Annotated in this window: 17 protein-coding genes and 1 pseudogene; 10 read left to right on the top strand and 8 right to left on the bottom strand. The window is 71.4% G+C overall.

Features of this window, described 5'->3' with window-relative positions:
- Positions 1–163: 163 nt before the first annotated feature.
- The 3 genes from OHB56_RS12410 to OHB56_RS12400 all read left to right on the top strand — a co-directional run bounded on the left by OHB56_RS12410 (position 164) and on the right by OHB56_RS12400 (position 3,795).
- Positions 164–1,792 carry a DHA2 family efflux MFS transporter permease subunit gene (locus OHB56_RS12410; RefSeq protein WP_406353228.1) on the top strand — a complete coding sequence of 543 codons (1,629 nt, stop codon included), beginning with the start codon at positions 164–166 and terminating at the stop codon, positions 1,790–1,792.
- A gap of 78 nt (positions 1,793–1,870) precedes the next feature.
- Positions 1,871–2,545, top strand: coding sequence for a TetR/AcrR family transcriptional regulator (locus tag OHB56_RS12405; protein WP_406353226.1), 675 nt, complete (start codon positions 1,871–1,873; stop codon positions 2,543–2,545).
- Between the two features lie 194 nt (positions 2,546–2,739).
- Positions 2,740–3,795 (top strand): endonuclease/exonuclease/phosphatase family protein, encoded by a 1,056-nt coding sequence (locus tag OHB56_RS12400; protein ID WP_326752313.1) that lies wholly within the window; start codon positions 2,740–2,742, stop codon positions 3,793–3,795.
- A gap of 69 nt (positions 3,796–3,864) precedes the next feature.
- Here the strand turns inward: OHB56_RS12400 and OHB56_RS12395 are convergent, their stop codons facing one another.
- Positions 3,865–5,619 carry an NAD+ synthase gene (locus OHB56_RS12395; RefSeq protein ID WP_406353223.1) on the bottom strand — a complete coding sequence of 585 codons (1,755 nt, stop codon included), beginning with the start codon at positions 5,617–5,619 and terminating at the stop codon, positions 3,865–3,867.
- A 165-nt stretch (positions 5,620–5,784) separates the two neighbouring features.
- On the opposite strand from OHB56_RS12395, the gene OHB56_RS12390 reads away from it, so the two are divergent.
- Positions 5,785–6,246 carry an RrF2 family transcriptional regulator gene (locus tag OHB56_RS12390; protein ID WP_406353221.1) on the top strand — a complete coding sequence of 154 codons (462 nt, stop codon included), beginning with the start codon at positions 5,785–5,787 and terminating at the stop codon, positions 6,244–6,246.
- Between the two features lie 76 nt (positions 6,247–6,322).
- Here the strand turns inward: OHB56_RS12390 and OHB56_RS12385 are convergent, their stop codons facing one another.
- Positions 6,323–7,510 (bottom strand): globin domain-containing protein, encoded by a 1,188-nt coding sequence (locus tag OHB56_RS12385; RefSeq protein ID WP_406353219.1) that lies wholly within the window; start codon positions 7,508–7,510, stop codon positions 6,323–6,325.
- 409 nt (positions 7,511–7,919) lie between these two features.
- Here OHB56_RS12385 and OHB56_RS12380 point away from each other — a divergent pair, with 409 nt between their 5' ends.
- On the top strand, positions 7,920–9,281 hold the full coding sequence (locus OHB56_RS12380) for a glutamine synthetase family protein (protein WP_406353217.1): 1,362 nt from the start codon (positions 7,920–7,922) through the stop codon (positions 9,279–9,281).
- A gap of 75 nt (positions 9,282–9,356) precedes the next feature.
- On the opposite strand, the gene OHB56_RS12375 is transcribed toward OHB56_RS12380, so the two are convergent.
- The 3 genes from OHB56_RS12375 to OHB56_RS12365 all read right to left on the bottom strand — a co-directional run bounded on the left by OHB56_RS12375 (position 9,357) and on the right by OHB56_RS12365 (position 10,797).
- On the bottom strand, positions 9,357–9,518 hold the full coding sequence (locus OHB56_RS12375; RefSeq protein ID WP_406353215.1) for a hypothetical protein: 162 nt from the start codon (positions 9,516–9,518) through the stop codon (positions 9,357–9,359).
- 209 nt (positions 9,519–9,727) lie between these two features.
- On the bottom strand, positions 9,728–10,189 hold the full coding sequence (locus OHB56_RS12370) for a VOC family protein (RefSeq protein ID WP_406359025.1): 462 nt from the start codon (positions 10,187–10,189) through the stop codon (positions 9,728–9,730).
- A gap of 62 nt (positions 10,190–10,251) precedes the next feature.
- The gene (locus OHB56_RS12365) at positions 10,252–10,797 is read right to left on the bottom strand and encodes a pyridoxamine 5'-phosphate oxidase family protein (RefSeq protein WP_406353213.1); all 546 of its coding nucleotides are present in this window, start codon (positions 10,795–10,797) and stop codon (positions 10,252–10,254) included.
- A 187-nt stretch (positions 10,798–10,984) separates the two neighbouring features.
- Here OHB56_RS12365 and OHB56_RS12360 point away from each other — a divergent pair, with 187 nt between their 5' ends.
- Positions 10,985–13,987, top strand: coding sequence for a bifunctional [glutamine synthetase] adenylyltransferase/[glutamine synthetase]-adenylyl-L-tyrosine phosphorylase (locus tag OHB56_RS12360; protein ID WP_406353211.1), 3,003 nt, complete (start codon positions 10,985–10,987; stop codon positions 13,985–13,987).
- 387 nt (positions 13,988–14,374) lie between these two features.
- Here the strand turns inward: OHB56_RS12360 and OHB56_RS12355 are convergent.
- Positions 14,375–15,211 (bottom strand): annotated as a pseudogene (locus tag OHB56_RS12355) (phosphatase PAP2 family protein); the annotation flags it as partial.
- A 219-nt stretch (positions 15,212–15,430) separates the two neighbouring features.
- A complete protein-coding gene (locus tag OHB56_RS12350; RefSeq protein ID WP_079034697.1) occupies positions 15,431–16,201 on the bottom strand; it encodes a response regulator in 771 nt (256 codons plus the stop codon).
- Between the two features lie 108 nt (positions 16,202–16,309).
- Between OHB56_RS12350 and OHB56_RS12345 the strand changes: the two genes are divergently transcribed.
- Positions 16,310–17,917: an ATP-binding protein gene (locus tag OHB56_RS12345; RefSeq protein WP_406353208.1), complete on the top strand. Its 1,608-nt coding sequence runs from the start codon at positions 16,310–16,312 to the stop codon at positions 17,915–17,917.
- Positions 17,914–19,119: a PP2C family protein-serine/threonine phosphatase gene (locus OHB56_RS12340; protein ID WP_406353206.1), complete on the top strand. Its 1,206-nt coding sequence runs from the start codon at positions 17,914–17,916 to the stop codon at positions 19,117–19,119. Before OHB56_RS12345 ends, OHB56_RS12340 begins: the two co-directional genes overlap by 4 nt.
- A gap of 358 nt (positions 19,120–19,477) precedes the next feature.
- On the opposite strand, the gene OHB56_RS12335 is transcribed toward OHB56_RS12340, so the two are convergent.
- Positions 19,478–20,512: a LacI family DNA-binding transcriptional regulator gene (locus OHB56_RS12335; RefSeq protein ID WP_326752298.1), complete on the bottom strand. Its 1,035-nt coding sequence runs from the start codon at positions 20,510–20,512 to the stop codon at positions 19,478–19,480.
- 472 nt (positions 20,513–20,984) lie between these two features.
- On the opposite strand from OHB56_RS12335, the gene OHB56_RS12330 reads away from it, so the two are divergent.
- Together OHB56_RS12330 and OHB56_RS12325 are read left to right on the top strand one after the other, a co-directional pair.
- The gene (locus OHB56_RS12330) at positions 20,985–22,256 is read left to right on the top strand and encodes an extracellular solute-binding protein (RefSeq protein ID WP_406353204.1); all 1,272 of its coding nucleotides are present in this window, start codon (positions 20,985–20,987) and stop codon (positions 22,254–22,256) included.
- Between the two features lie 96 nt (positions 22,257–22,352).
- Positions 22,353–23,357, top strand: coding sequence for a carbohydrate ABC transporter permease (locus OHB56_RS12325; protein WP_406353202.1), 1,005 nt, complete (start codon positions 22,353–22,355; stop codon positions 23,355–23,357).
- Positions 23,358–23,366 lie beyond the last annotated feature (9 nt).

The raw sequence follows: 23,366 nt of genomic DNA, 5'->3' as shown, positions 1-23,366 counted from the left end.
GCACCCTGACGGCGTCCCCGGATCCCCACCATGGTGGCACCTCGCGCGAGTCGGTGCCAGGGGACGGTCTCCACCGAAAAGCGGCGCAACGCCCCGGCAAGGTCTCGGCAAAAGAATTCCGATACGAGACGGTGCCGTTTCGAAACGGTCCTACGGTGGCCGTATGACTTTCCCCGCCGCCGCCCCCGACCGCCGCATACCGGAACACGTGCACCGGCGCCGCTGGGTGATCCTCGGCGTGCTGATCCTGAGCCTGCTGATCGTGGTCCTGGACAACTCGATCCTGAACGTCGCCATCAAGACGATCTCCACACCCGCCCCCACCGGCCTGGGCGCCACCCAGAGCGAGCTGGAGTGGGCGATCAACGCCTACACCCTCGTCTTCGCGGGCCTGCTGTTCACGGCGGGCCTGCTGGGCGACCGGCTCGGCCGCAAGAAAATGCTGCTCGGGGGCCTCGCCGTGTTCGGCCTCGGCTCGGCGCTCGCCGCGTTCTCCGGCTCCCCGGCGGAGCTGATCGGCTTCCGCGCGGTGATGGGCCTGGGCGCCGCCTTCGTCATGCCGGCGACCCTCGCCGTTCTGATGAACGTCTTCGAACGCGACGAACAGCCGAAGGCCATCGGCATCTGGGCGGGCGGTGTCGGCCTCGCCATCGCCATCGGCCCGGTCACCGGCGGACTGCTCCTGGCCCACTTCTGGTGGGGCTCGGTCTTCCTCGTCAACGTGCCGATCGTGCTGACCGCCCTCGCCCTGATGCTGTGGCTCGTGCCGGACTCCCGCGACCCGGACCCCGGCCGGATCGACCCCCTCGGCGTCGTCCTGTCCGTGACCGGCCTGGTCCTGCTGGTCTACGGCATCATCAAGGGCGGCCAGCTCGCCGACTTCACCGACCCCACGGTGCTGACGACCGTCGGCGCCGGGCTCGCCGTGCTCGCCGCGTTCGTGGTGGTCGAGAAGCGCAGCACCCATCCGTCCATCGACATGGCCTACTTCAAGAACAAGGTCTTCTCGGCCGCGATCATCGCGATCGCCCTGGTCTTCTTCGCACTGTTGGGCGTGACGTTCTTCGCCGTGTTCTACACCCAGAGCGTGCGCGGATACTCGCCGCTGGAGACCGGCCTGCTGATGCTGCCGCTGGCCGCCGCCCAGATGATCTTCGCGCCGCGGGCCCGGCTGCTGGTGGACCGCTTCGGCAACAGGGCGACCACCACCGGCGGCATGCTGCTCCTGGCGGCGATGCTGGGCGCGTTCGCGACCTTGGACGCGGACACGCCCATCTGGATCCTCGAAGTCGTCTTCTTCCTGATGGGAGCCGGCATGGCGAACGTCATGACGCCGGTCAGCGTCGTGATCATGCAGACGCTGCCGCGGGAGAAGGCGGGTTCGGCCTCCGCGCTCAGCAACACCTTCCGCCAGGTCGGCGGCGCCCTCGGCATCGCCGTCCTCGGCTCGGTGCTCTCCGCCGCGTACCGCACGCACATCGAGGACAAGCTCGTCCTGCTGCCGCCGGGCGTCCGGCACGCCGCCGGCGAGTCCATCGAGGCCACCCTGGGCGCCGCGGCCCGGCTCGGGCCGCGCGGAGACGCCCTGACCGGTCCGGCCAACGACGCGTTCCTGCACGCCATGCACGTCACGGCGTTGTGCGGCGCGGGCGTCGCGGTGCTCGGCGCGATCGTCGTCGCCCTGTTCCTGCCCGGCCGGAGTCCGGAGCCCGGAGGGGGCGAGAAGGAGGAGGAGTTGGTGCCGGCGGGGGCGAAGGACCCGACGGACGCGACGAAGAAACGGGACCGATGAGCGGGAGAAGGACGCGGGGCCCGGGAAGGGAGGCGCACCGGGGAGAATCGTCCCAGTCCACGGAAAGGACACAGCGACGTGAGCCTCGCCGACACCGGCAGCACCGCGACCGGCGTCCCCGACACCGGCACCGGCACCACCGCCCCCTGCCCCGTCCCCCGGCCGGGCGGCCCCGCACGCGGCCGCCCCCGCAGCGAGGCCGTCGAACGGGCCATCATCGAGGGCGCGATGAAGCTCCTGGAGGACGGTGTGCCCCTCGCGGAACTGTCCATCGAGCGGATCGCCCGCACCGCCGGCGTCGGCAAGGCCACCATCTACCGCCGCTGGAGCGGCAAGGAGGAACTCCTCGTCGACGTCCTGCGCGCCGCCGAACCCGGCGACCCCGAACTCCCCGGCACCTCCCTGCGCGACGACCTCGTCGCCCTGCTGGAGTCCCTGCGCCGGCGCGGCCTCGCCAGCAGGAACTCGGTGATCCTGCACAACGTCCACGCCCAGATGAAGAGCAGCCCGAAGATCTGGGCCGCCTACCACGACAGCGTCGTCCTGCCGCGCCGCAGGCTGGGCCTGGAGGTGCTGCGCCGCGGCAGGGAGAACGGCGAACTCCGCGCCGACGTCGACCTCGAGCTGCTGAACGACATCGTCGTCGGCCCCCTGCTCGTCCGCACCCTGCTGCGCCCCGACGCCGGTCTGCCGGACGGACTCGCCGAACAGGTCGTCGACACCCTGCTCCAGGGCCTGCGCCCCGCCCCGTGACTCCCGGCCGCCCCGGGGTGCGCGTTTCGTCACAGAGGGCGCTTTCCCCGATCCCCCTGGAACTCCCGGAGCGGTTCCGTTCGTCCTCGCCTCCGTACGGCCGTCGACAGACGGCGGGAAGGGCGCCGATCATCCCCTAGGGTCTACGCACACGGGGGAGTGACGGTGTGCACGGCAAGGTGTGAGGCGACGGTATGGCGCAACAGGCGTACGTGACGGAGACGGACGACGGCGGCTCGGGGCCCGAGCAACGCCGGACCCCCGCGCTTCGGCGCCTGTGGGACCGCCTGACCAGAGGCTGGCGCGGAGACCGCCGCATCTGGCGCCGGGGCGTGATCCTGGCCGTGTGCGCGGTGCTGCTCGCCCTGGTCATGGGCGCCCACGCCCGGATTCCCAACGTGGTCGGCAACCTGGGCAGTCTGCTCGAGACGTTCCTGCCGTGGCTGGGGCTGGCCGTTCCGGTGCTGCTGGTGGCGGCCCTCCTCCGCAGGTCCGCCACCGCGCTGATCGCGGTGCTGCTGCCCGCGGTCGTCTGGCTGAACCTCTTCGGCGGCCTGCTCGTCGACCGGACCGGCTCCGGCGGCGACCTCACGGTGGCCACGCACAACGTCAACGCCCAGAACCCCGACCCGGCCGGCACCGCCCGCGACGTCGCGGCCTCGGGAGCGGACGTCCTGGCGCTGGAGGAGCTGAAGGCGTCGGCGGTCCCGACGTACCGGGAGGCGCTGGCGTCGACGTACAAGCACCACGCGGTGGTCGGCACCGTCGGGCTGTGGAGCAAGTACCCGCTGAGCGACGTGGCGGCCGTCGACATACGCCTCGGCTGGAAGCGCGCGATGCGGGCCACGGTGGCGACGCCCGAGGCGCAGGTCGCCGTGTACGTCGCTCATCTGCCCTCCGTACGGGTGAAGATGGAGGCCGGGTTCACCGCCCGCCAGCGGGACAGGAGCGCCGACGCCCTGGGCGCGGCCATCACCAGGGAGCACCTGGAGAACGTCGTTCTGCTCGGCGACCTGAACGGCACGATGAACGACCGTGCCCTGAACGCCGTCACCTCCCAGATGCGTTCGACCCAGGGCGCGGCGGGCGACGGCTTCGGCTTCAGCTGGCCGGCGGAGTTCCCGATGGCGCGGATCGACCAGATCATGGTCAAGGGCGCGGAACCGGAGAGCTCGTGGACGCTGCCCCGGACGGCGAGCGACCACCTCCCCGTCGCGGCCCGGGTGAAGATCGCGACACCGGGCGGCTGAAACGGCGGGGCGGCCCCGGGGACCGAGTCCCCGGGGCCGCCCCGGGCCCTGAGCGCCCCACGAAAGGCCCTACTCCCGCCAGCCGCTCGTGATCGGCAGCCGGCGGTCCTTGCCGAAGCCCTTCGGGGAGATCTTCGTCCCCGGCGGGTACTGCCGCCGCTTGTACTCGGCCCGGTCGACCATCCGCAGCGTCTTCTTCACCAGTTCCGCGTCGAACCCGGCGGCGACGATCTCGTCCGCGCCCCGGTCCCGGTCCACGTACAGCTCGAGGATCGCGTCGAGGACGGGATAGTCCGGCAGCGAGTCCGTGTCGACCTGGCCCGGCCGCAGCTCCGCGCTCGGCGGCTTAGTGATCGAGTTCTCGGGGATGGGCGGGGTCTCGCCCCGCGCCGCCGCCGAGCGGTTGCGCCATCGGGCGAGCCGGAACACCGACGTCTTGTAGACGTCCTTGATGGGCCCGTACGCCCCCACCGAGTCCCCGTACAGCGTCGAGTAGCCGACCGCCAGCTCCGACTTGTTGCCCGGAGCCAGGACGATGTGGCCCTCCTGGTTGGAGATCGCCATGAGCATCGTCCCGCGCAGCCGGGACTGCAGGTTCTCCTCCGCGAGCCCGGACAGCTTCAACGCCCCCATGTAGGCGTCGAACATCGACTCGATGGAGACGGTCCGGAAGTTCAGCCCGGTCCGCCGCGCCAGCTCCGCCGCGTCGCCCCTGGAGTGGTCCGAGGAGTACTTCGACGGCATGGCCACGCCGTGGACGTTCTCCGCGCCCACCGCGTCGCAGGCGATCGCGGCGACGAGCGCCGAGTCGATCCCGCCGGACAGGCCGATCAGCACCGACTCGAACCCGTTCTTCTCGACGTACGCCCGCAGTCCCACGACCAGCGCCGAGTACACCTCCTCGTCGTCGTCGAGGGGCTGCGCGCGGGTCCCGGGCCACTGCGGGGCGTACACGGGCAGCGGCTCCTCGGACAGGACGACGCGGTCGATCCGCAGCCCGTCGTCGACCACCTCGCAGGCCGGGGGAGCGTCCGCGGCGGCCGCCGGGAGGTCGAGGTCGAGCACCACGCACTCCTCGGTGAACTGCGGTGCGCGCGCCACGACCTCACCGTCACGGTCGACGACGATGGAGTCCCCGTCGAAGACCAACTCGTCCTGTCCGCCGGTCATCGCCAGGTACGCGGTCGTGCAGCCGGCCTCCCGGGCGCGCCTGCGGACCAGTTCGAGCCGGGTGTCGTCCTTCTCCCGCTCGTACGGCGAGGCGTTGACGGAGAGCAGCAGCCCGGCCTTCGCGGACCGCGCGGCCGGGACCCGGCCGCCGTCCTGCCACAGGTCCTCGCAGATGGCGAGGGCGACGTCCACGCCGTGCAGCCGCAGGACGGGCAGCGTCTCGCCGGGCACGAAGTACCGGAACTCGTCGAAGACGCCGTAGTTCGGCAGATGGTGCTTGGCGAAGCCCAGCACGACCTCGCCGCCGTACAGCACGGCCGCGGCATTGCGCGGCGCGCCGGCGGGCTGGCCGTACTTCGGCTGGGCGGCGGCGCTGCGGTCGAGGTAGCCGACGAGCACGGGCAGTTCCCCGAAGCCCTCCTCTGCGAGCCGCGCCGCGAGGGACCGCAGGGCCTCGCGGGAGGCCTCCACGAAGGACGACCTCAGGGCGAGGTCCTCGACGGGGTACCCGGTGAGCGCCATCTCCGGGAACGCCACGAGGTGGGCCCCCTGCTCGGCGCAGTGCCGGGTCCGGCGGACGATCGTGTCGGCGTTGCCGGCGAGGTCGCCGACCCGCGAGTCGATCTGATTCAGAGCGAGACGAAGTTGAGGCACGCGGCCCAGTGTAATCGTCAATTCGACGCTATGGGGTCGGCGGGCTCGGGCCGGCTTGCGCGGGCTCGGGCCGGCTTGCGCGGGCTCGGGCGTGCTGGGGCGGGCTCCGGATCGCCGTGTCCCGGAAATTTGAACGCGAGATGCGTATTACCTACGCTGCCCGGTATGAGGCTGCTGCGCTCCACCGACCTGGCCCTGCGGGTCCTGATGCGCCTGGCCGTGGCCGGAGAGAAGACCGACCCGACGACGCGTGATGTCGCGGAGGGCATGGGCGTGCCGTACACCCATGCCGCGAAGGTCGTCGCCGAACTCCAGCACATGGAGCTGCTCACGGCCCGACGCGGCCGCGGCGGCGGCCTCGCCCTCACGGAACAGGGCCGTACGGCCTCGGTGGGCGCCCTCGTCCGCGCCTTCGAGGGCGAGGGCGACGTCGTCGACTGCGACGGCGCGTCCGCGTCCGGAACGGGCACGCCCTGCCCGCTCCGCTCCGCCTGCCTGCTGCGCGGCGCACTGCGGCAGGCCCAGGAGGCGTTCTTCGCCTCGCTGGACCCGCTCACCGTGGCGGACATCGCCACGGGCCCGACGGGCCCGCTGCTGCTGGAGATCTCCCGCACGCCGCAGCCGTAGCGCACGCCGCAGCCGTGGCGTGCGCCGCAGTCCTGGCGTGCGCCGCAGTCGTGGCGCACGGCCGTACGGGGCCCGTTCAGCCCTGCTTGGCCAGCCAGAGGTCCGGGCCGAACACCTCGTAGTGGATGTCGGCCGGCGCGACGCCCTTGCCGAGCAGCTGCTCCCGCACCCTGCGCATGAACGGCAGCGGACCGCACAGGTACGCGCGCGTGCCCGCCGCGACCGGTATACCGGTGAGGTCGACGTAGCCGGTGGAGGCGCCGGCCGGGGCGTCCTGCTCGTAGAAGAGGTGCACCGCTGCGTCCGGCAGCTTCGCCGCGTAGGCCTCGTGGTCCCCGCGCAGGGCGTGGTCGGCGGGGGAGCGGTCGCCGTGCACGACGGTGACGGGGGCGTCGTGGCCGTGGCCGGCGAGATGGGCCAGCATCGCGGTCATCGGGGTCACGCCGATGCCCGCGGAGGCGAGCAGCAGGGGAGTGCCGGGTGCGGCGTCGAGGACGAGGTCGCCGTACGCCTCGGACAGCTCCAGGACGTCGCCGGCCCGCACACGCGCGTGCAGGTGGCCGGAGACCTCGCCCTCGGGTGTTCCGCCGTCGTGCACGCGCTTGACGCTGAACTGCCGCTCGTCGGGGCCGGGCGCGCCGGAGAGGCTGTACTGGCGGATCTGCCGGGCGCCGTCGTCCAGAGCGACGCGGACGGAGACGTACTGGCCCGGGCGGAAGTCCCGTACCGGCCCCCCGTCGGCGGGACGCAGCCGGAAGGAGACGACGTCGGCGGTCTCGGTGACCCGCTCGACGACCTCCCACTCCCGCCAGCCGGGCCCGCCCTGCTCCTCGTAGAGCCGCTTCTCGATGGCGACGAGGGCGTTCGCCATCAGCCAGTAGACCTCCTCCCAGGCGGCCGCGACCTCGGGCGTGACGGCCTCGCCCAGGACCTCCGCGATCGCGGCGAACAGATGCTCGTGGACGATCGCGTACTGGTCGGGGGTGATGCCGAGCGAGGCGTGCTTGTGGGCGATGCGCCCCAGCATCGCGTCGGGCCGGGTGTCGGGGTGCGCCAGCAGGTGCGTGGCGAAGGCCGCGATGGACCCGGCGAGGGCCTCGCGCTGGGTGCCGGCGGCCTGGTTGCCGCGGTTGAACAGGTCGCGCAGCAGTTCGGGACGGGCCTCGAACATCCCGGCGTAGAAGCGCTCGGTTATCTCGCCGAGGGCCCCGCCGACGGCGGGAAGTGTGGCGCGGACGGTGGCGGCGGACTGCTCGGACAGCATCGGGTCTCCTCGTTCTCGACTGCCTACTCGACTGTCTGCACCACCCATTAAAACTTGCATCTGAAATACCAATTAAGGGGGGGTGGGTGTCATGCAGTCGGGGGGACCGTGTACAAGAGGAATCCCGGAGGCGGGCCCGCTTCCGCCGTTACGGAGACCGGTCCGTGAGGTCAGGATGGACAGGGGGCCGGACGGGCCGCAGGGTGGTACGCAGGGCAATGCGTCCGGCGTGGACGAGGCGTTGAACCGTGTGCGTACGCGCGGTCGGGGCCCGTGGAACGATCAAGGTCGGCAACACGGGCGAAACCCGGATGTGGTGGGATGGCCCGAGTGCCCGACCGCCGCCCGAGGAGGCCACCCGGCGCGGGAGAGACTGGCGGCCTGACCGGCAAGGATGGGGAAGCGGAAGATGGACAAGCAGCAGGAGTTCGTGCTCCGTACGTTGGAGGAGCGCGACATCCGGTTTGTACGCCTGTGGTTCACGGACGTGCTGGGCTTCCTGAAGTCCGTGGCCGTGGCCCCGGCCGAACTGGAGCAGGCGTTCGACGAGGGCATCGGCTTCGACGGTTCCGCCATCGAGGGCTTCGCCCGGGTGTACGAGTCCGACATGATCGCCAAGCCGGACCCGTCGACCTTCCAGATCCTGCCGTGGCGCGCCGAGGCCCCCGGCACGGCCCGCATGTTCTGCGACATCCTGATGCCGGACGGCTCGCCGTCCTTCGCCGACCCGCGCTACGTCCTCAAGCGCGCGCTGTCCCGCGCCTCCGACCAGGGGTTCACCTTCTACACCCACCCGGAGATCGAGTTCTTCCTGCTGAAGGACAAGCCGGTCGACGGCAGCCGCCCGACCCCGGCGGACAACTCCGGCTACTTCGACCACACCCCGCACAACGTGGGCATGGACTTCCGCCGGCAGGCGATCACCATGCTGGAGTCGATGGGCATCTCGGTGGAGTTCTCCCACCACGAGGGCGCCCCCGGCCAGCAGGAGATCGACCTCCGCTACGCGGACGCGCTGTCCACGGCCGACAACATCATGACGTTCCGCCTGGTCATGAAGCAGGTGGCGCTGGAGCAGGGCGTGCAGGCCACGTTCATGCCGAAGCCGTTCTCGGAGTATCCGGGCAGCGGCATGCACACGCACCTGTCCCTCTTCGAGGGCGACCGCAACGCGTTCTACGAGTCGGGCGCGGAGTACCAGCTCTCCAAGGTCGGCCGCTCCTTCATCGCGGGCCTGCTGCGGCACGCGGCGGAGGTCTCCGCGGTCACCAACCAGTGGGTCAACTCCTACAAGCGCATCTGGGGCGGCTCCGAGCGCACCGCGGGCGCGGGCGGCGAGGCCCCCTCCTACATCTGCTGGGGCCACAACAACCGCTCGGCCCTCGTCCGCGTCCCGATGTACAAGCCCGGCAAGACCGGCTCGGCCCGCGTCGAGGTCCGCTCGATCGATTCCGGCGCCAACCCGTACCTGACGTACGCGCTCCTCCTGGCCGCCGGCTTGAAGGGCGTCGAGGAGGGCTACGAACTCCCGCCCGGCGCCGAGGACGACGTCTGGGCCCTCTCCGACGCCGAACGCCGCGCCCTCGGCATCCAGCCCCTCCCGCAGAACCTCGGCGAGTCCCTCACCCTGATGGAACGCAGCGACCTGGTCGCCGAGACCCTCGGCGAGCACGTCTTCGACTTCTTCCTGCGCAACAAGCGCGCCGAGTGGCACGAGTACCGCTCCGAGGTCACCGCCTTCGAGCTGCGGAAGAACCTGCCGGTGCTGTAGAAGCAGGTCAGAGCAGGTTTTCCGCCGATTCGACGGATGAGGCCGACGGTCATGGACCGCCGGCCTCACCGCGTCTCACTGTCCCTGGGCCGTCTCTGGGCCGTCCGGCGCCGGATCGGTGCTCTCGTACAGGCCGTCCACGGCCTTTCGGGCCCGCGAGACCCCGCTCGCCGGGGTTGTCTCGTTGATCCCCATGTGCTGCGCGACCTCGGGGATCGACTTCCCGGTCTCCGTCACGATCCGTACAACCCCCTCACGAAACTCAGAGGAAGCGCTACCGGATGGACGCGACTCGGCAGCTTGAGTCACGTCCGCAGGGCGAGATCGGCCTCGGCGGCGACGAACTACCGCCCGCGCTGGAGGACATGTACCGCGCCTGTACCGCGAGGCGTCTCACGGTAGGTGCGGCGGTGACGGTGGGTGGGGGGAAGAGGGGAGCGGTACACCTACGAGTGATCCGGGCTGCCCGCCTCGGTGGCCTGGTCCGTCAGGAGCCGGTGCAGGGGTTCGGTGGCGCGGCGGCGGTACTCCTGGACGGCCCAGCCGTTGCCGTCCGGGTCCTTGAAGTACATGAACGTGGCGCCGTCGTCCGGGGCGTACACGACCGGCTCGGAGATCTCCAGGCCGCGGGCGGTCAGTTCGGCGTGGGCCGCCTTGATGTCGGCGACGCACAATTGGAGGCCCTGGTACGAGCCCGGGGCCGGGCGGGTGTCGCCCGACATCTCCCAGATGCTGTCGCCCAGTGCGATCGAACAGCCGGAGCCCGGGGGCGTCAGCTGGACGATGCGCATGCCCGGCATGACCTCCTGGTCGATGTCGACGTGGAAGCCGACCTTGTCCCGGTAGAAGTCCCTGGCCCGGTCGATGTCGCTGACGGGCAGGGGGAGCACTTCGAGGGTCATGGCCATGTTCATCGGGGTTCCTCCGGCTGAGTCGGCGAGGTCGGTGCGGTCGGTGCGGGCTCTCGGCGTCACGCGAACCGCCATCTGGTCTGGCTGAACGGCGCCCCCTTACCGAAGCCGAAAACCGTGCGCGGCGCCACCGAAAACACGACGGCGTGTCCCGGCCCGTGGTGGAAGTGGCCGTCACGCACTTCGAAGTGCCAGAAGCCGCCGTACTTCGCCTCCCAGGCCGCCGCCAGTTCGCGCAGCCGGCCGTCGTCGGCGACCCGGACCGCCTCGCCCTCCACCGTCAGGTCGTAGCCCTTGTCCCAGGTGTTGGTGCCGGTGGTCAGGACGACGTGCGGGTTCGCCTCCAGGTTGCGGGCCTTGCGTTCCTGCGGCCCGGTGCAGAAGTGCAGTGCGCCGTCCGACCAGACGGCGGGGAGCGGGGTGACGTGGGGACGGCCGTCGGGGCGGACCGTCGAGATCCAGAACAGTTCCGCCCCGGTGAGCAGTGCCTCCGCCTCGGACCAGGAGGCGGCGGTCGCCTTCGGGTCGCTGTAGCGCGGGTCGAGACAGGTTTCGGGAGAGAGGAGAGCGGGGGGTTCGTTCGTTTCGGGCGTTCTGTTGGTCATGAGGGCCTCACAGGTCGGAGCGGAGGGACGGGGGAGTCCTTCCCCTCGGAAGGTGTGACCCCGCCCGCCTCCGGAACTCATCGCGCACGGCCGTCCCGGGGCCGGGGCGCGGTGGGGCGGATAGGCTCGTTGCCTGGATGAGCTCGTGGTGAGGCCGATGCGAGCCGAGGACCGAGGGAGACCGGGGATGACGTCGGTGCCGGGGCGCAGGAGCAGCACCTTCACGCGGCTGCTGCGGCACGGTTTCACCGACCCGTCGGCCGCCGAGCGGCTGCTGGACAGCCCCGAGCTGTCCGCGGTGCGCGACGACCCGGTCCTGCTCGAAGCGCTCGGCGGCACCGCCGACCCCGACCTCGCGCTGCTGGGACTGGTCCGGATGCTGGAGGCGCAGACCGGCGCCACCGGCCGGCAGGAGCTGCTGGACACCCTGATCTCCGCCAAGCCGCTGCGCGACCGGCTGCTCGGCGTGCTCGGCGCCTCCGAGGCCCTGGCCGACCATCTCGCCCGGCACACCGACGACTGGCAGGCGCTCGTCACGTACGAGGCGCGGGACCTGCACCCCGGCGTGACCGAGTTCGAGCACGGCCTCGCCGAAGCCACCGACCCCGTGTCGCTGCGCGTCGCCTACCGGCGCTGCCTGCTGTCCATCGCCGCCCGCGACGTCTGCGGCACCACCGAGGTGTCCGAGACCGCCGCCGAACTCGCCGACCTCGCCACCGCCACCCTGCGCGCCGCCCTCGCGCTCGCCGAGGCCGCCGCGCCCGAGGACGCCGCCCTGTGCCGGCTCGCGGTGGTCGCGATGGGCAAGTGCGGCGGGCACGAGCTGAACTACGTGTCGGACGTCGACGTCATCTTCGTCGGCGAGGCGGTGAACGGCGCCGACGAGGACAAGGCCCTGCGCGCCGCCGCCCGGCTGGCCGCGCACATGATGCGGATCTGCTCCGCGAACACCGTCGAGGGCACCATCTGGCCCGTCGACGCCAACCTGCGGCCCGAGGGCCGCAACGGCCCCCTCGTCCGCACCCTCGCCTCGCACCGCGCCTACTACCAGCGCTGGGCCAAGACCTGGGAGTTCCAGGCGCTGCTCAAGGCCCGCCCGGTGGCCGGCGACCTCGCCCTCGGCGAGGAGTACGTCGCCGCCCTGCGACCGCTGGTGTGGCAGGCCGCCGAGCGGGAGAACTTCGTCGCCGACGTGCAGAAGATGCGCCGCCGGGTGATCGACAACATCCCCACCGCAGAGGTCGACCGCCAGCTCAAGCTCGGCCCCGGCGGCCTGCGCGACGTCGAGTTCGCCGTGCAGCTGCTCCAGCTGGTGCACGGCCGCGCCGACACCTCCCTGCGCAGCGGCACCACCCTCGACGCGCTGGGGGCCCTCGCCACCGGCGGCTACGTCGGCCGCGCGGACGCCGCCCAGCTCGACCACGCCTACCGCTTCCTGCGCTCCCTGGAACACCGCATCCAGCTCTTCAGGCTGCGCCGCACCCACCTGGTTCCGGAGGACGACGCCGACCTGCGCCGCATCGGCCGCTCCCTGGGCCTGCGCACCGACCCGGTGGCGAGCCTGACCCGCGAGTGGCGGCGGCACACCACCGTCGTACGGCGGCTGCACGAGAAGCTGTTCTACCGGCCGCTGCTCGACGCGGTCGCCCAGCTCGCCCCCGGCGAGGCCCGGCTCAGCGCCGCGGCGGCCCGCGAACGGCTGGTCGCCCTCGGCTACGCCGACCCGGGCGCCGCCCTGCGGCACCTGGAGGCGCTGGCGTCCGGCGTGACCCGCAAGGCGGCCATCCAGCGGACCCTGCTGCCGGTGCTGCTCGGCTGGTTCGCCGAATCCGCCGACCCGGACGCCGGCCTGCTCAACTTCCGCAAGGTCTCCGACGCGCTCGGCAAGTCCCCCTGGTACCTGCGGCTGCTGCGCGACGAGGGCGCCGCCGCCGAGAACCTCGCCCGCGTCCTGTCCGCCGGGCGGCTCGCCCCCGACCTGCTGCTGCGCGCCCCCGAAGCGGTGGCCCTGCTCGGCGACGGAGAGGCCGGCGGCCTCAGGCCCCGCACCCGCGCCCACCTGGAACAGGAGGTTCTGGCCGCCGTCCGCCGCGCCGAGGGCGCCGCCCAGGCCGTCGACGTCGCCCGCGGGATCCGCCGCCGCGAGATGTTCCGCACCGCCGCCACCGACATCATCGGCTCCTACGGCACCGAGTCCCAGCCCGCCGAGGCCGACCAGGGCGCCCTGGTGGACCTGGTCGGCGGCGCCGTGTCCGACCTGACCGCCGCCACCCTCGCCGGCACGCTGCGCGCGGTCGTCCGGGAGGGCTGGGGAGACACCCTGCCCACCCGCTTCGCGATCATCGGGATGGGCCGCTTCGGCGGCCACGAGCTGGGCTACGGCTCCGACGCGGACGTCCTGTTCGTCCACGAGCCGCGCGACGGCGTGGACGAGCGGGAGGCGGCCGACGCGGCCGGCAAGGTCGTCGCCGAGATGCGCCGCCTGCTCCAGGCCCCCAGCGCCGACCCGCCCCTGATCGTCGACGCGGGCCTGCGCCCCGAGGGCCGGTCCGGACCGCTGGTGCGCACCCTGGGGTCGTACGAGGCGTACTACCGGCGCTGGTCCCTGGTGTGGGAGCGGCACGCGCTGCTGCGCGCCGAGCACGTGGCCGGCGACGAGGAGCTCGGCCGCCGCTTCGTCGACCTGATCGACCCGCTGCGTTACCCGCCCGCCGGGCTCGGCGAGGACGACGTGCGCGAGATCCGGCGCCTGAAGGCCCGCATGGAGTCCGAGCGGCTGCCCCGCGGCACCGACCCCAAGCTGCACGTCAAGCTCGGTCCCGGCGGCCTGTCCGACGTGGAGTGGACCGTCCAGTTGATCCAGCTGCGGCACGCCGCGCACGAGCCGGGGCTGCGCACCACCCGTACCCGCGAGGCGCTGGCGGCCGCCCATGCGGCCGGGCTGATCTCCGCGGACGACGCCGGCATCCTCGACGAGGCCTGGGTGCTGGCCACCGGCGTGCGCAACGCGGTCATGCTGGTCAGGGGCCGGGCCGGGGACACCTTCCCCACCAACCCGCGCGAGCTGGCCGCCGTCGGCCGCTACCTCGGCTACGGTGCGGGCCACGCCGGCGACATGCTCGACGTGTACCGGCGCACGGCCCGCAGGGCGCGGGGCGTGATGGAGGAGCTGTTCTACGGCGGGTCGTAGGGCGGGCCGTGGGCACTGGGCGCGGGCACCCGGCGCGGGCACCCGGCGCAGGCGGGTGGGCTCGGTCGCCCGGAGTGCGCGGGGCACCGCAGTGGCAGGGGGGCACCTCGTCATCGAGGAGGCGCTTCCCCGAGGGCGGAGGACGCCTCAGCGGCGCGGGGTGTCCGGCGCGTGGACGGAGGCGCTCGGGGCAGGGACGTCGTCGGCCGTGCGCGGGCCGACGGAGCCGTCCGGGGCGCGCGGGCTCACGACACCCGTGTTCCCATCGTCCGGACCCCCACCGTCCGGGCCTGCGACGGCTCTGCCCGTGCCGCGCCCGACCGGGAGGCCCTTGCCCGGGAGACCTCTGCCCGAGAACGCCCCGCTCCAGCCACTCCTGTTCCGGCCGCCCCCGGCCCCGCCGTCCGGCGCCTCTCTCGGCAGCGTGTACGGCTTGCTCCTGTACCAGAGGGTCGCCAGCGCGTAGCCGAAGGCGAGGCAGAGCACGCCGCCCACCGCGTCCAGCCAGAAGTGGTTGGCGGTGGCGACGATGACCACCAGCGTGCCCGCCGGGTACAGCAGGCCCAGGACCTTCGCCCACGGGACCGTCGCCAGCGCGAAGAGGGTCAGCCCGCACCACACCGACCAGCCGATGTGCATCGACGGCATCGCGGCGTACTGGTTGGACATGTTCTTCAGGTCACCGGAGGCCATCGAACCCCAGGTCTCGTGGACCACCACGGTGTCGATGAAGTCGCCGCCGTTCATCAGGCGCGGCGGGGCGAGCGGGAACAGGTAGTAACCCGCCAGAGCGACGGCGGTGGTCGAGAACAGCACCAGTCTGGTCGCCGCGTAACGGCCGGGGTGACTGCGGTAGAGCCACACCAGCACACCCAGCGTGACCGCGAAGTGCAGTGTCGCGTAGTAGTAGTTCATGCCGACGACCAGCCAGGTCACCGAGTTCACGGCGTGGTTGACCGACTGTTCGAAGGCGAGATCGAGCTGCTGCTCCAGGTCCCAGAGCCGGTCCGCGTTGCGCAGTGCCTCGGACTTCTGCTCCGGCACGGCGTTGCGGACGAGCGAGTACGTCCAGTAACTCGCCGCGATCAGCAGGATCTCGAACCACAGCCGCGGTCGGCGGGGGGTACGGAAGCGGCGCAGGAATCCCGCCCCCGTCCTGTCCTCGACGGGGTGCGCTGCGGCCTGATGCCGACCTTCCAGCGTGGTCACCGTCGTCTCACCCATGGGCACAGAGTCTGCCAGATAAGCCCCTCCCGCAGATCATCCCCCGGTCTCGGTCGACCCGCATGTTCTCCCCCGGAGAGAGCCCCGCGGCCTCCTCCTGGAGCAGGGCGCGAGGACTCGCCGCCTACGACCTGTGACCTGCGATCTATGACCTGCGGACGACACGGCGACCCGGAGAGGCCCCGGATTCCCGGGCCCGGGCCGGTGACACCGGCCGGTTCAGAGACGGGGCCGGGTGGCGGTGTCCAGGTAGAAGGAGTCGATGCTCTGGACGGCCTGCTCGAACTCCTCCAGATTGACGGGCTTGGTCACGTAGGCGTTGGCGTGACTGCTGTACGCGCCCGTGACGTCGTCCGGGGCGGTGGACGTGGTCAGGACGACCACGGGGATCGTCTGCAGGTCGTCGTCGTTCTTCAGGACCTTGAGCAGATCACGGCCGTTCATCCGGGGCATGTTCAGGTCGAGGACGATGAGGTCGGGCCGCGGGGTGCCCGGGGTCCGCAGGTGTTCCAGCGCGGCGACTCCGTCGGTGACCTGGACGAGGTTGCGGGCTCCGCGCTCGGAGAGGGCCTCCTCGATGAGCATGGCGTCGGCGATGTCGTCCTCGACGAGCAGGACGTCGAAAGGACGGGCGGGGGTGGTCATGGTCGGATGCTCCGTGGGTTTCTCGGTGGAATGGTGGAAAAGCCCCGGCCAGCGGCGCCGCGCACCTTGTCGGGTCATACCGCAGGCGGCACCGATCTGCGGGTAGCCGGCACCCGCGCGGGCGGCGGCCGCGGCCGCCTCCTGCTGGAGCCGTTCAGTGGCCTGCTTGAGGTGGTCCAGCACGTGGAGCAGAGCCAGGGCGGGCGCCGGGTCGTCCGGTGGAGGGTGCGACGGGGCCCCCAGAAGCCTGCGGGCAAGGCGCTGCGCAAGATCACCGACCGCCGCGTCCGTGAGGGAGGCGGTCTCCTGCGGGGTGATCCGCGATACGAAGTCCTTGCCGGGCATGCCCGGCACTTTAGATCCCGGAGCAGCTCCGGGACAACAAGGGTTGTCGCCCTCTAAAGTGTCCTGGCCCAACTTTCACCGCGATTGCCACGACGAGGAGCCCCCAGGATGACCGGCGACGAGAGGCGACCGCGCATGCGAGGGTTCTCCACGTGGACCACCAGGCGGTGGCTTCGCGTGGGGGTGGCCGCGTCCCTCGTGGTTCTGGCCCTGCTCGGGACCGCGGGCGCATGGGTCCTGGGGCGGACCGGGTCGATCAGCGACGAACTCGTGGACGTGCGGTCCCCCGCACTGACCGTCGCGATCCGCCTGGAAACGGCCGTGCTCAACCAGGAGACCGGAATCCGCGGCTACGGACTCACCGGCATACCGGAGTTCCTCACCCCCTACGAGCAGGGGCTCACCGAGCAGGAAGCGAGCCTCACGCAACTCACCAAGCTGCTTCAGGACGACCCCGCTGGTCTGGACGACCTGAAGAACGTGCGGGACGCCGTGGCGAAGTGGCAGGAGAGGATCGCCCGGCCCGTGGCCGCCACGCCCGCCGGCTCACCCTCACCGACGGCCGTCCGACGGGCGACGGAGGGCAAGGCGGCCTTCGACGACGTACGCGCCGCCCTGAACAGCCAGCAGGAACAGCTGCGTGCGGACCGCGTACGCGTGAGGGACGACCTGAGGGACACGATGGCCTTGAGGAACGGGGTGTTCGGCGCCATCGCGGTGCTCATCGCCGTCCTCACGGCCCTGATCTTCGAAGGACTGCGCCGCGGCATCAACACGCCGCTGGAGCGGCTCGGCGCGGACGCCCGTGCCGTCGCCGGCGGTGACTTCGAACACCCCATCACCCCGACCGGTCCCGCCGACCTGCGGCGCCTCGGCCATGAGATCGACTTCATGCGACAGCGCCTCCTGCGGGAACTGGCCCTCAGCGAGGACACCCGGCTGCGTCTGGACGCGCAGGCCGCGGACCTCCAGCGCTCCAACGCCGAGCTGGAGCAGTTCGCGTACGTGGCCTCCCACGACCTGCAGGAGCCGCTGCGCAAGGTCTCCAGCTTCACCCAGCTCCTCCAGCGGCGCTACGGAGGGCAGCTCGACAGCCGGGCCGACCAGTACATCGACTTCGCGGTCGACGGGGCGAACCGCATGCAGACCCTCATCAACGACCTGCTCGACTTCTCCCGGGTCGGGCGGCTGCACAACTCCCACCAGAACGTCGACCTGGACAAGGTGCTGGAAAGGACCCTGTCCGAGCTGAGCGTCGGCATCGAGGAGGCCGGAGCGGAGATCACCCACGATCCGCTGCCGACCCTGTTCGCCGACCCCACCCAGATGGGCATGCTCTGGCAGAACCTGATAAGCAACGCCGTCAAGTTCCGCCGCCCGGGCGAAACGCCGAAGATCCACGTCACGGCGGACCGGGACGGCGAACTGTGGCGGTTCACCGTCACCGACAACGGCATCGGCATCGCACCGGAGTACGCCGACAAGGTGTTCGTGATCTTCCAGCGGCTGCACACCAAGGACACCTACACCGGCAGCGGAATCGGCCTCGCGATGTGCAAGAAGATCGTCGAGTTCCACGGGGGCGCCATCGGGATCGACCCGGAATACCACGACGGCACACGCGTCACCTTCACCCTCGCCCCCCGGCCGCCGGAGAACCCCGGCCCGTCCACCGTGCCGGAGGCCGCCCGCACCGACGCGGAGCCGGTGCGATGACCGCGGTCACGACAGCCGTGCCGGAATCGGCCTCCGAGGGGCCGGTGTACCGCATCCTGCTGATCGAGGACGACCCGGGCGACGCCCTGCTCGTGGAGGAACTCCTGCACGACACGGGGATGCTGTTCGCGCTGACCACCCGGACCGCTCTGGCCGAGGCGCGCACCGAACTGGCCGGCAGCCCGATCGACTGCGTCCTCCTGGACCTGCACCTGCCCGACGTGTCCGGCGTCGACGCGGTCACGGCCGTGCGCGGACTGGCCCCGCACACCGCGGTGATCGTCCTGACCGGGCTGTCCGAGGACCGGGCGGGCACCGAGGCCATGGCCGCCGGAGCGCAGGACTACCTCGTCAAGGGCAAGGTCGAAGCGGACCTGCTGCGAAGAACGCTGCGCTACGCCGTCTACCGGAGCCGGACGGAACGCGCGAGCGCCCAGGCCCAGGCCACCCGGCTGCGGGCGGAGGAGAACGCCCGCCTGGAACGCGGTCTGCTGCCCCAGCCGATGCTCGACACCTCCACGGTGAAGGTGACGTCCCGCTACCTGCCCGGCGCCGCGATGGCCCTGCTCGGCGGTGACTTCCTCGACGTGGTGGAGGGGGACGACGGGCTGGTGCACGCCGTCGTGGGCGACGTCAGCGGCCACGGTCCCGACGCCGCGGCGCTGGGCGTCTGCCTGCGGATCGCCTGGCGCTCCCTGGTGCTCGGCGGGCACCGCGGAGACGACCTGCTGCACCTGATGGAACGCCTCCTGATCGCCGAACGCGACAGCCAGCAACTGTTCGCCACCTGCACGCTTCTCACCCTCGATCAGCGCTCCGGCACCGCCGTCCTCCACCTGGCCGGCCACCACGAGCCCCTCCTCACCACGACCGAGGGGACCCGGGAGGTGAGCGCCGAACACGGCATCGCCCTGGGCATCGTCCCCGGAGAGTGCAGCTGGCCCTCCACGGTCGTTCCGCTCCCGGCCGCCGGAGCCCTGACCGTCTACACCGACGGCCTCATCGAAGGACACAACGGGACGAAGGGCGAGCGGCTCGGCGTCGAAGGGCTGCTCGCGCTGATCGGGAACCTGCCGTCGGCGGACCCGGCGGACCAGGTCGACCTCCTCATCAAGGAAACCCAAGCGCTGAACGCCGGCCGCCACTCCGACGACCTGGCCGTGCTCCGCCTCGACTGGAGCGACCGGCCCACCCGCCCCTGAGAACCCCGCGCACCACCGGCAGGAGCCGGCGACCGCGGCAGCCGCGACGCCGTCGCAGGGCTCCTCGCCGGTGTGCGCGGGGACGGGGAGCACGAGTGTCACGGCGGGCCGCCGCCGCGTCCCGGCCAGGGCCCGGCCGGCGGATCGGGCCGGAGGTGACGCGCGGCGGCTCTCCGGCCGGGGTGAGCGGGGTCCCGGGGGCCCCTCCCTGTTAGGGCGGAGCCGAGAACTTGGGGGAGCGTGCGGTCGCGAGGCGGAGGAGCGCGACGACGACGCGGTCGGGGGCGCCCCCGGCCCGGAGAGCCCGGGGGAGTGCGTGCCGGTCCCCGCGCCTGAGGCGTCGGCCACCGGACAGCCGCTAGGGGCGGTTCCGCTCCCCGGGCGCCGAGGCCGTCGAGCCGCGGACCACCAGCTCCGGCATGAACACGAACTCGCTGTGCGGGGCGGGCGTCCCGCCGATCTCCTCCAGCAGGGTGCGCACCGCGGCCTGGCCCATCGCCGGGACCGGCTTGCGGACCGTGGTCAGCGGCGGGTCGGTGAAGGCGATCAGCGGGGAGTCGTCGAAGCCGACCACCGAGATGTCCGTCGGCACCTCAAGACCGCGCTGCCGGGCCGCCCGTATCGCGCCCAGCGCCATCATGTCGCTGGCGCACACCACCGCCGTGCACCCGCGGTCCATGAGCGCGCTGGCGGCGGCCTGGCCGCCCTCCAAGGTGTACAGGGAGTGCTGGACCAGCTCCGTCTCCACGGTCTCGGCGGCCAGCCCCAGCTGCTCCTGCACGGTACGGACGAAGCCCTCGATCTTGCGCTGCACCGGTACGAACCGCTTCGGCCCCAGCGCCAGCCCGATCCGGGTGTGGCCGAGGGAGGCGAGATGCGTGACCGCCAGCGCCATCGCCGCCCGGTCGTCGGGCGAGATGAACGGCGCCTGCACCTTCGGCGAGAAGCCGTCGACCAGCACGAACGGCACCCCCCGGGCGCGCAGCCGCTCGTAGCGCTGCATGTCGGCCGTGGTGTCCGCGTGCAGTCCGGAGACGTAGATGATGCCGGCCACCCCGCGGTCGACCAGCATCTCCGTCAGCTCGTCCTCCGTCGACCCGCCCGGGGTCTGGGTGGCCAGCACCGGCGTGTAGCCCTGGCGGGTCAGCGCCTGCCCGATGACCTGGGCCAGCGCCGGGAAGATCGGATTCTCCAGCTCGGGAGTGATCAGCCCCACCAGGCCCTCGCTGCGCTGCCGCAACCGCACCGGGCGTTCGTAGCCCAGGACGTCGAGGGCGGCGAGGACGGACTGGCGGGTGGTGGCGGCGACGCCCGGCTTGCCGTTGAGCACGCGGCTGACGGTCGCCTCGCTCACCCCGGCCTGAGCGGCGATGTCGGCAAGACGTGTGGTCACAGCACCGGACCCTATCGGCCGCCCCCGTCCTTGCACACCGGCCGGACGCCTGGCGCGTGCGGTCGAACGGCCCGTCGCGGGCTGCTGGGTCATCGCGGTCCCTCATGTCGTGGTCGGCCGGTCGTGCTCGGCAGGGGTGCTCGGCGTTCCGTACCGCATCGGATGGTCCCCCCGACGGAAACGGATGGCAAGTACTTGCAGAGTCTTGCACAGCTGTCCGAACTCCTGTCCTGGCACCGGAAAACCGGCGGTGGCACAGCGATCGGGGCGCCCTGAAGAGGGGTCAAGGAGAGGTCACGACGGGGTAACCGTCGGGCTTCCTTGCAAAATTTTTCAGCAAGGTCTTTCGGATCGGTTGCATCGCTGTTACGTTCACGTCGCCCGGCGGCCCCATCGGCGCGGTCGGCAAGTCGGCAGGACGGCAGACGGGGCCGCACCTGCACATACGGGCTTTCACCCTCAAGGAGAACTCATGCGGCGTGGCATAGCGGCCACCGCGCTGGTGGCGTCCCTCGCCCTCACGGCGACGGCCTGCGGCGGAGACAGCGACAGCGGCGACTCGGCCGACGGCCCGGTCAGCATCACCTGGTGGGACACCTCCAACGCGACCAACGAGGCGCCCACGTACCAGGCCCTGGTCAAGGAGTTCGAGGCCGCCAACAAGGACGTCAAGGTCAAGTACGTCAACGTCCCCTTCGACCAGGCGCAGAACAAGTTCGACACCGCCGCCGGTTCCAAGGGCGCCCCCGACGTGCTGCGCTCCGAGGTCGGCTGGACCCCCGCCTTCGCCAAGAAGGGCTTCTTCCTGCCGCTGGACGGCACCGAGGCGCTGAAGGACCAGGCGAAGTTCAAGTCCAACCTGATCGAGCAGGCGACGTACGAGGACAAGGTCTACGGCGTCCCGTTCGTCACGGACACGCTCGCGCTGGTCTACAACAAGGAACTCTTCGAGAAGGCCGGCGTCGAGGCCCCCAAGACCTGGGACGACCTGAAGAAGGCCGCCGCCACGATCAAGGGCAAGACCGGCGTCGACGGCTACTGGGGCTCCACCCAGGCCTACTACGCCCAGTCCTTCCTCTACGGCGAGGGCACCGACACGGTCGACGCCGACGCCAAGAAGATCACCGTCAAGTCGCCCGAGGCCAAGAAGGCCTACGGCACCTGGCTGGACCTCTTCGACGGCAAGGGCCTGAAGAAGGCCGACACCACCGCCGACGCCTACGCCCACATCCAGGACGCGTTCGTCAACGGCAAGGTCGCCGCGATCATCCAGGGCCCGTGGGAGATCACCAACTTCTACAAGGGCTCGGCCTTCAAGGACAAGAACAACCTGGGCATCGCCACCGTCCCGGCCGGCTCCTCCGGCACGGCGGGCGCTCCGACCGGCGGCCACAACCTCTCCGTCTACGCCGGCTCCGACGCCGCGAAGCAGGAGGCCGCGCTGAAGTTCGTGAACTTCATGACCTCGGCCAAGGCCCAGGAGACCATCGCGCTGAAGAACTCCACGCTGCCCACGCGTGACGACGCCTACACCGACAAGGTCAAGGCCGACCCGGGCATCGCCGGCTACCAGACGGTCCTCGAGGCCGCCCAGCCGCGCCCGGCCCTGCCCGAGTACAGCTCGCTGTGGGGTCCGCTCGACGACGAACTGCCCCAGATCGCGGGCGGCAAGGAGTCCCTGGACAAGGGGCTGAACGACGCCGAGACCGCCATCGCCAAGCTGGTGCCGGACTTCAGCAAGTAGAGCCCGCGTGGCCGCCGGGTCCCTTCCGGGAGGGGAGGACCCGGCGGCCACCGGCCTGTGTGCCGAACCCCTTGATCATCCAGAAGGTGCCGAACCATGACAGTCGCCATCGACCGCGCGACCGGCAAGCGCAGCGGTGACCGCCCGCCCCGCTCCGGCCGGGCCGGCCGCCTGAAGCACGCCTACCAGAAGCACTGGTACGCCTTCGCCATGATCGTGCCCGTGGTCGTCGTGCTCGGCGTCCTCGTGCTGTATCCCCTGGCGTACGGCTTCTACCTCACCCTCACCGACGCCAACAGCCTCAACACGGCCCGCACCATCGGCGTCAACGAGATCGAGGCCACCTACAAGTTCATCGGCCTGGACAACTACGCCGACATCCTCTGGGGCGAGACGTCGTACGACCGCTTCTGGTCGCACTTCATCTGGACGATCGTCTGGACGGCGGCCTGCGTCTGCCTGCACTACACCATCGGTCTGGGCCTGGCCCTGCTGCTCAACCAGAAGCTGCGCGGCCGCACCTTCTACCGGCTGATCCTCATCCTGCCGTGGGCCGTGCCGATCTTCGTCACCGTCTTCGGCTGGCGGTTCATGCTCGCCGACGCCGGCATCATCAACTCCGGCCTGGAATCCCTGGGCCTGCCGACGCCGCTGTGGCTCGAGGACACCTTCTGGCAGCGGTTCGCCGCGATCATGGTCAACACCTGGTGCGGTGTGCCGTTCATGATGGTCTCCCTGCTCGGCGGCCTCCAGTCGATCGACGGCACCCTGTACGAGGCGGCCGAGATGGACGGCGCCAGCGCCTGGCAGCGGTTCCGCCACGTCACCCTGCCGGGTCTGCGCTCGGTCAGCTCCACCGTCGTGCTGCTCGGCGTCATCTGGACCTTCAACCAGTTCGCCGTCATCTTCCTGCTGTTCGGCAACACCGCGCCGGACGCGCAGATCCTCGCCACCTGGGCCTACTACCTGGGCTTCGGGCAGCAGCCGCGCGACTTCGCGCAGTCCGCGGCCTACGGCATGCTGCTGCTGGCCATCCTGATCGTCTTCACCTCCTTCTACCGCCGCTGGCTGAACCGCAATGAGCAGCAGCTCGCGATCTGAGGCAGGAGC

Origin of the sequence: Streptomyces sp. NBC_01635 (genome assembly GCF_045209715.1) — a bacterium.
Lineage (GTDB): Bacteria > Actinomycetota > Actinomycetes > Streptomycetales > Streptomycetaceae > Streptomyces > Streptomyces hirsutus.
The sequence above is the reverse complement of the archived record's forward strand: the minus strand, read 5'-3'. Positions and strand labels throughout refer to the sequence as shown.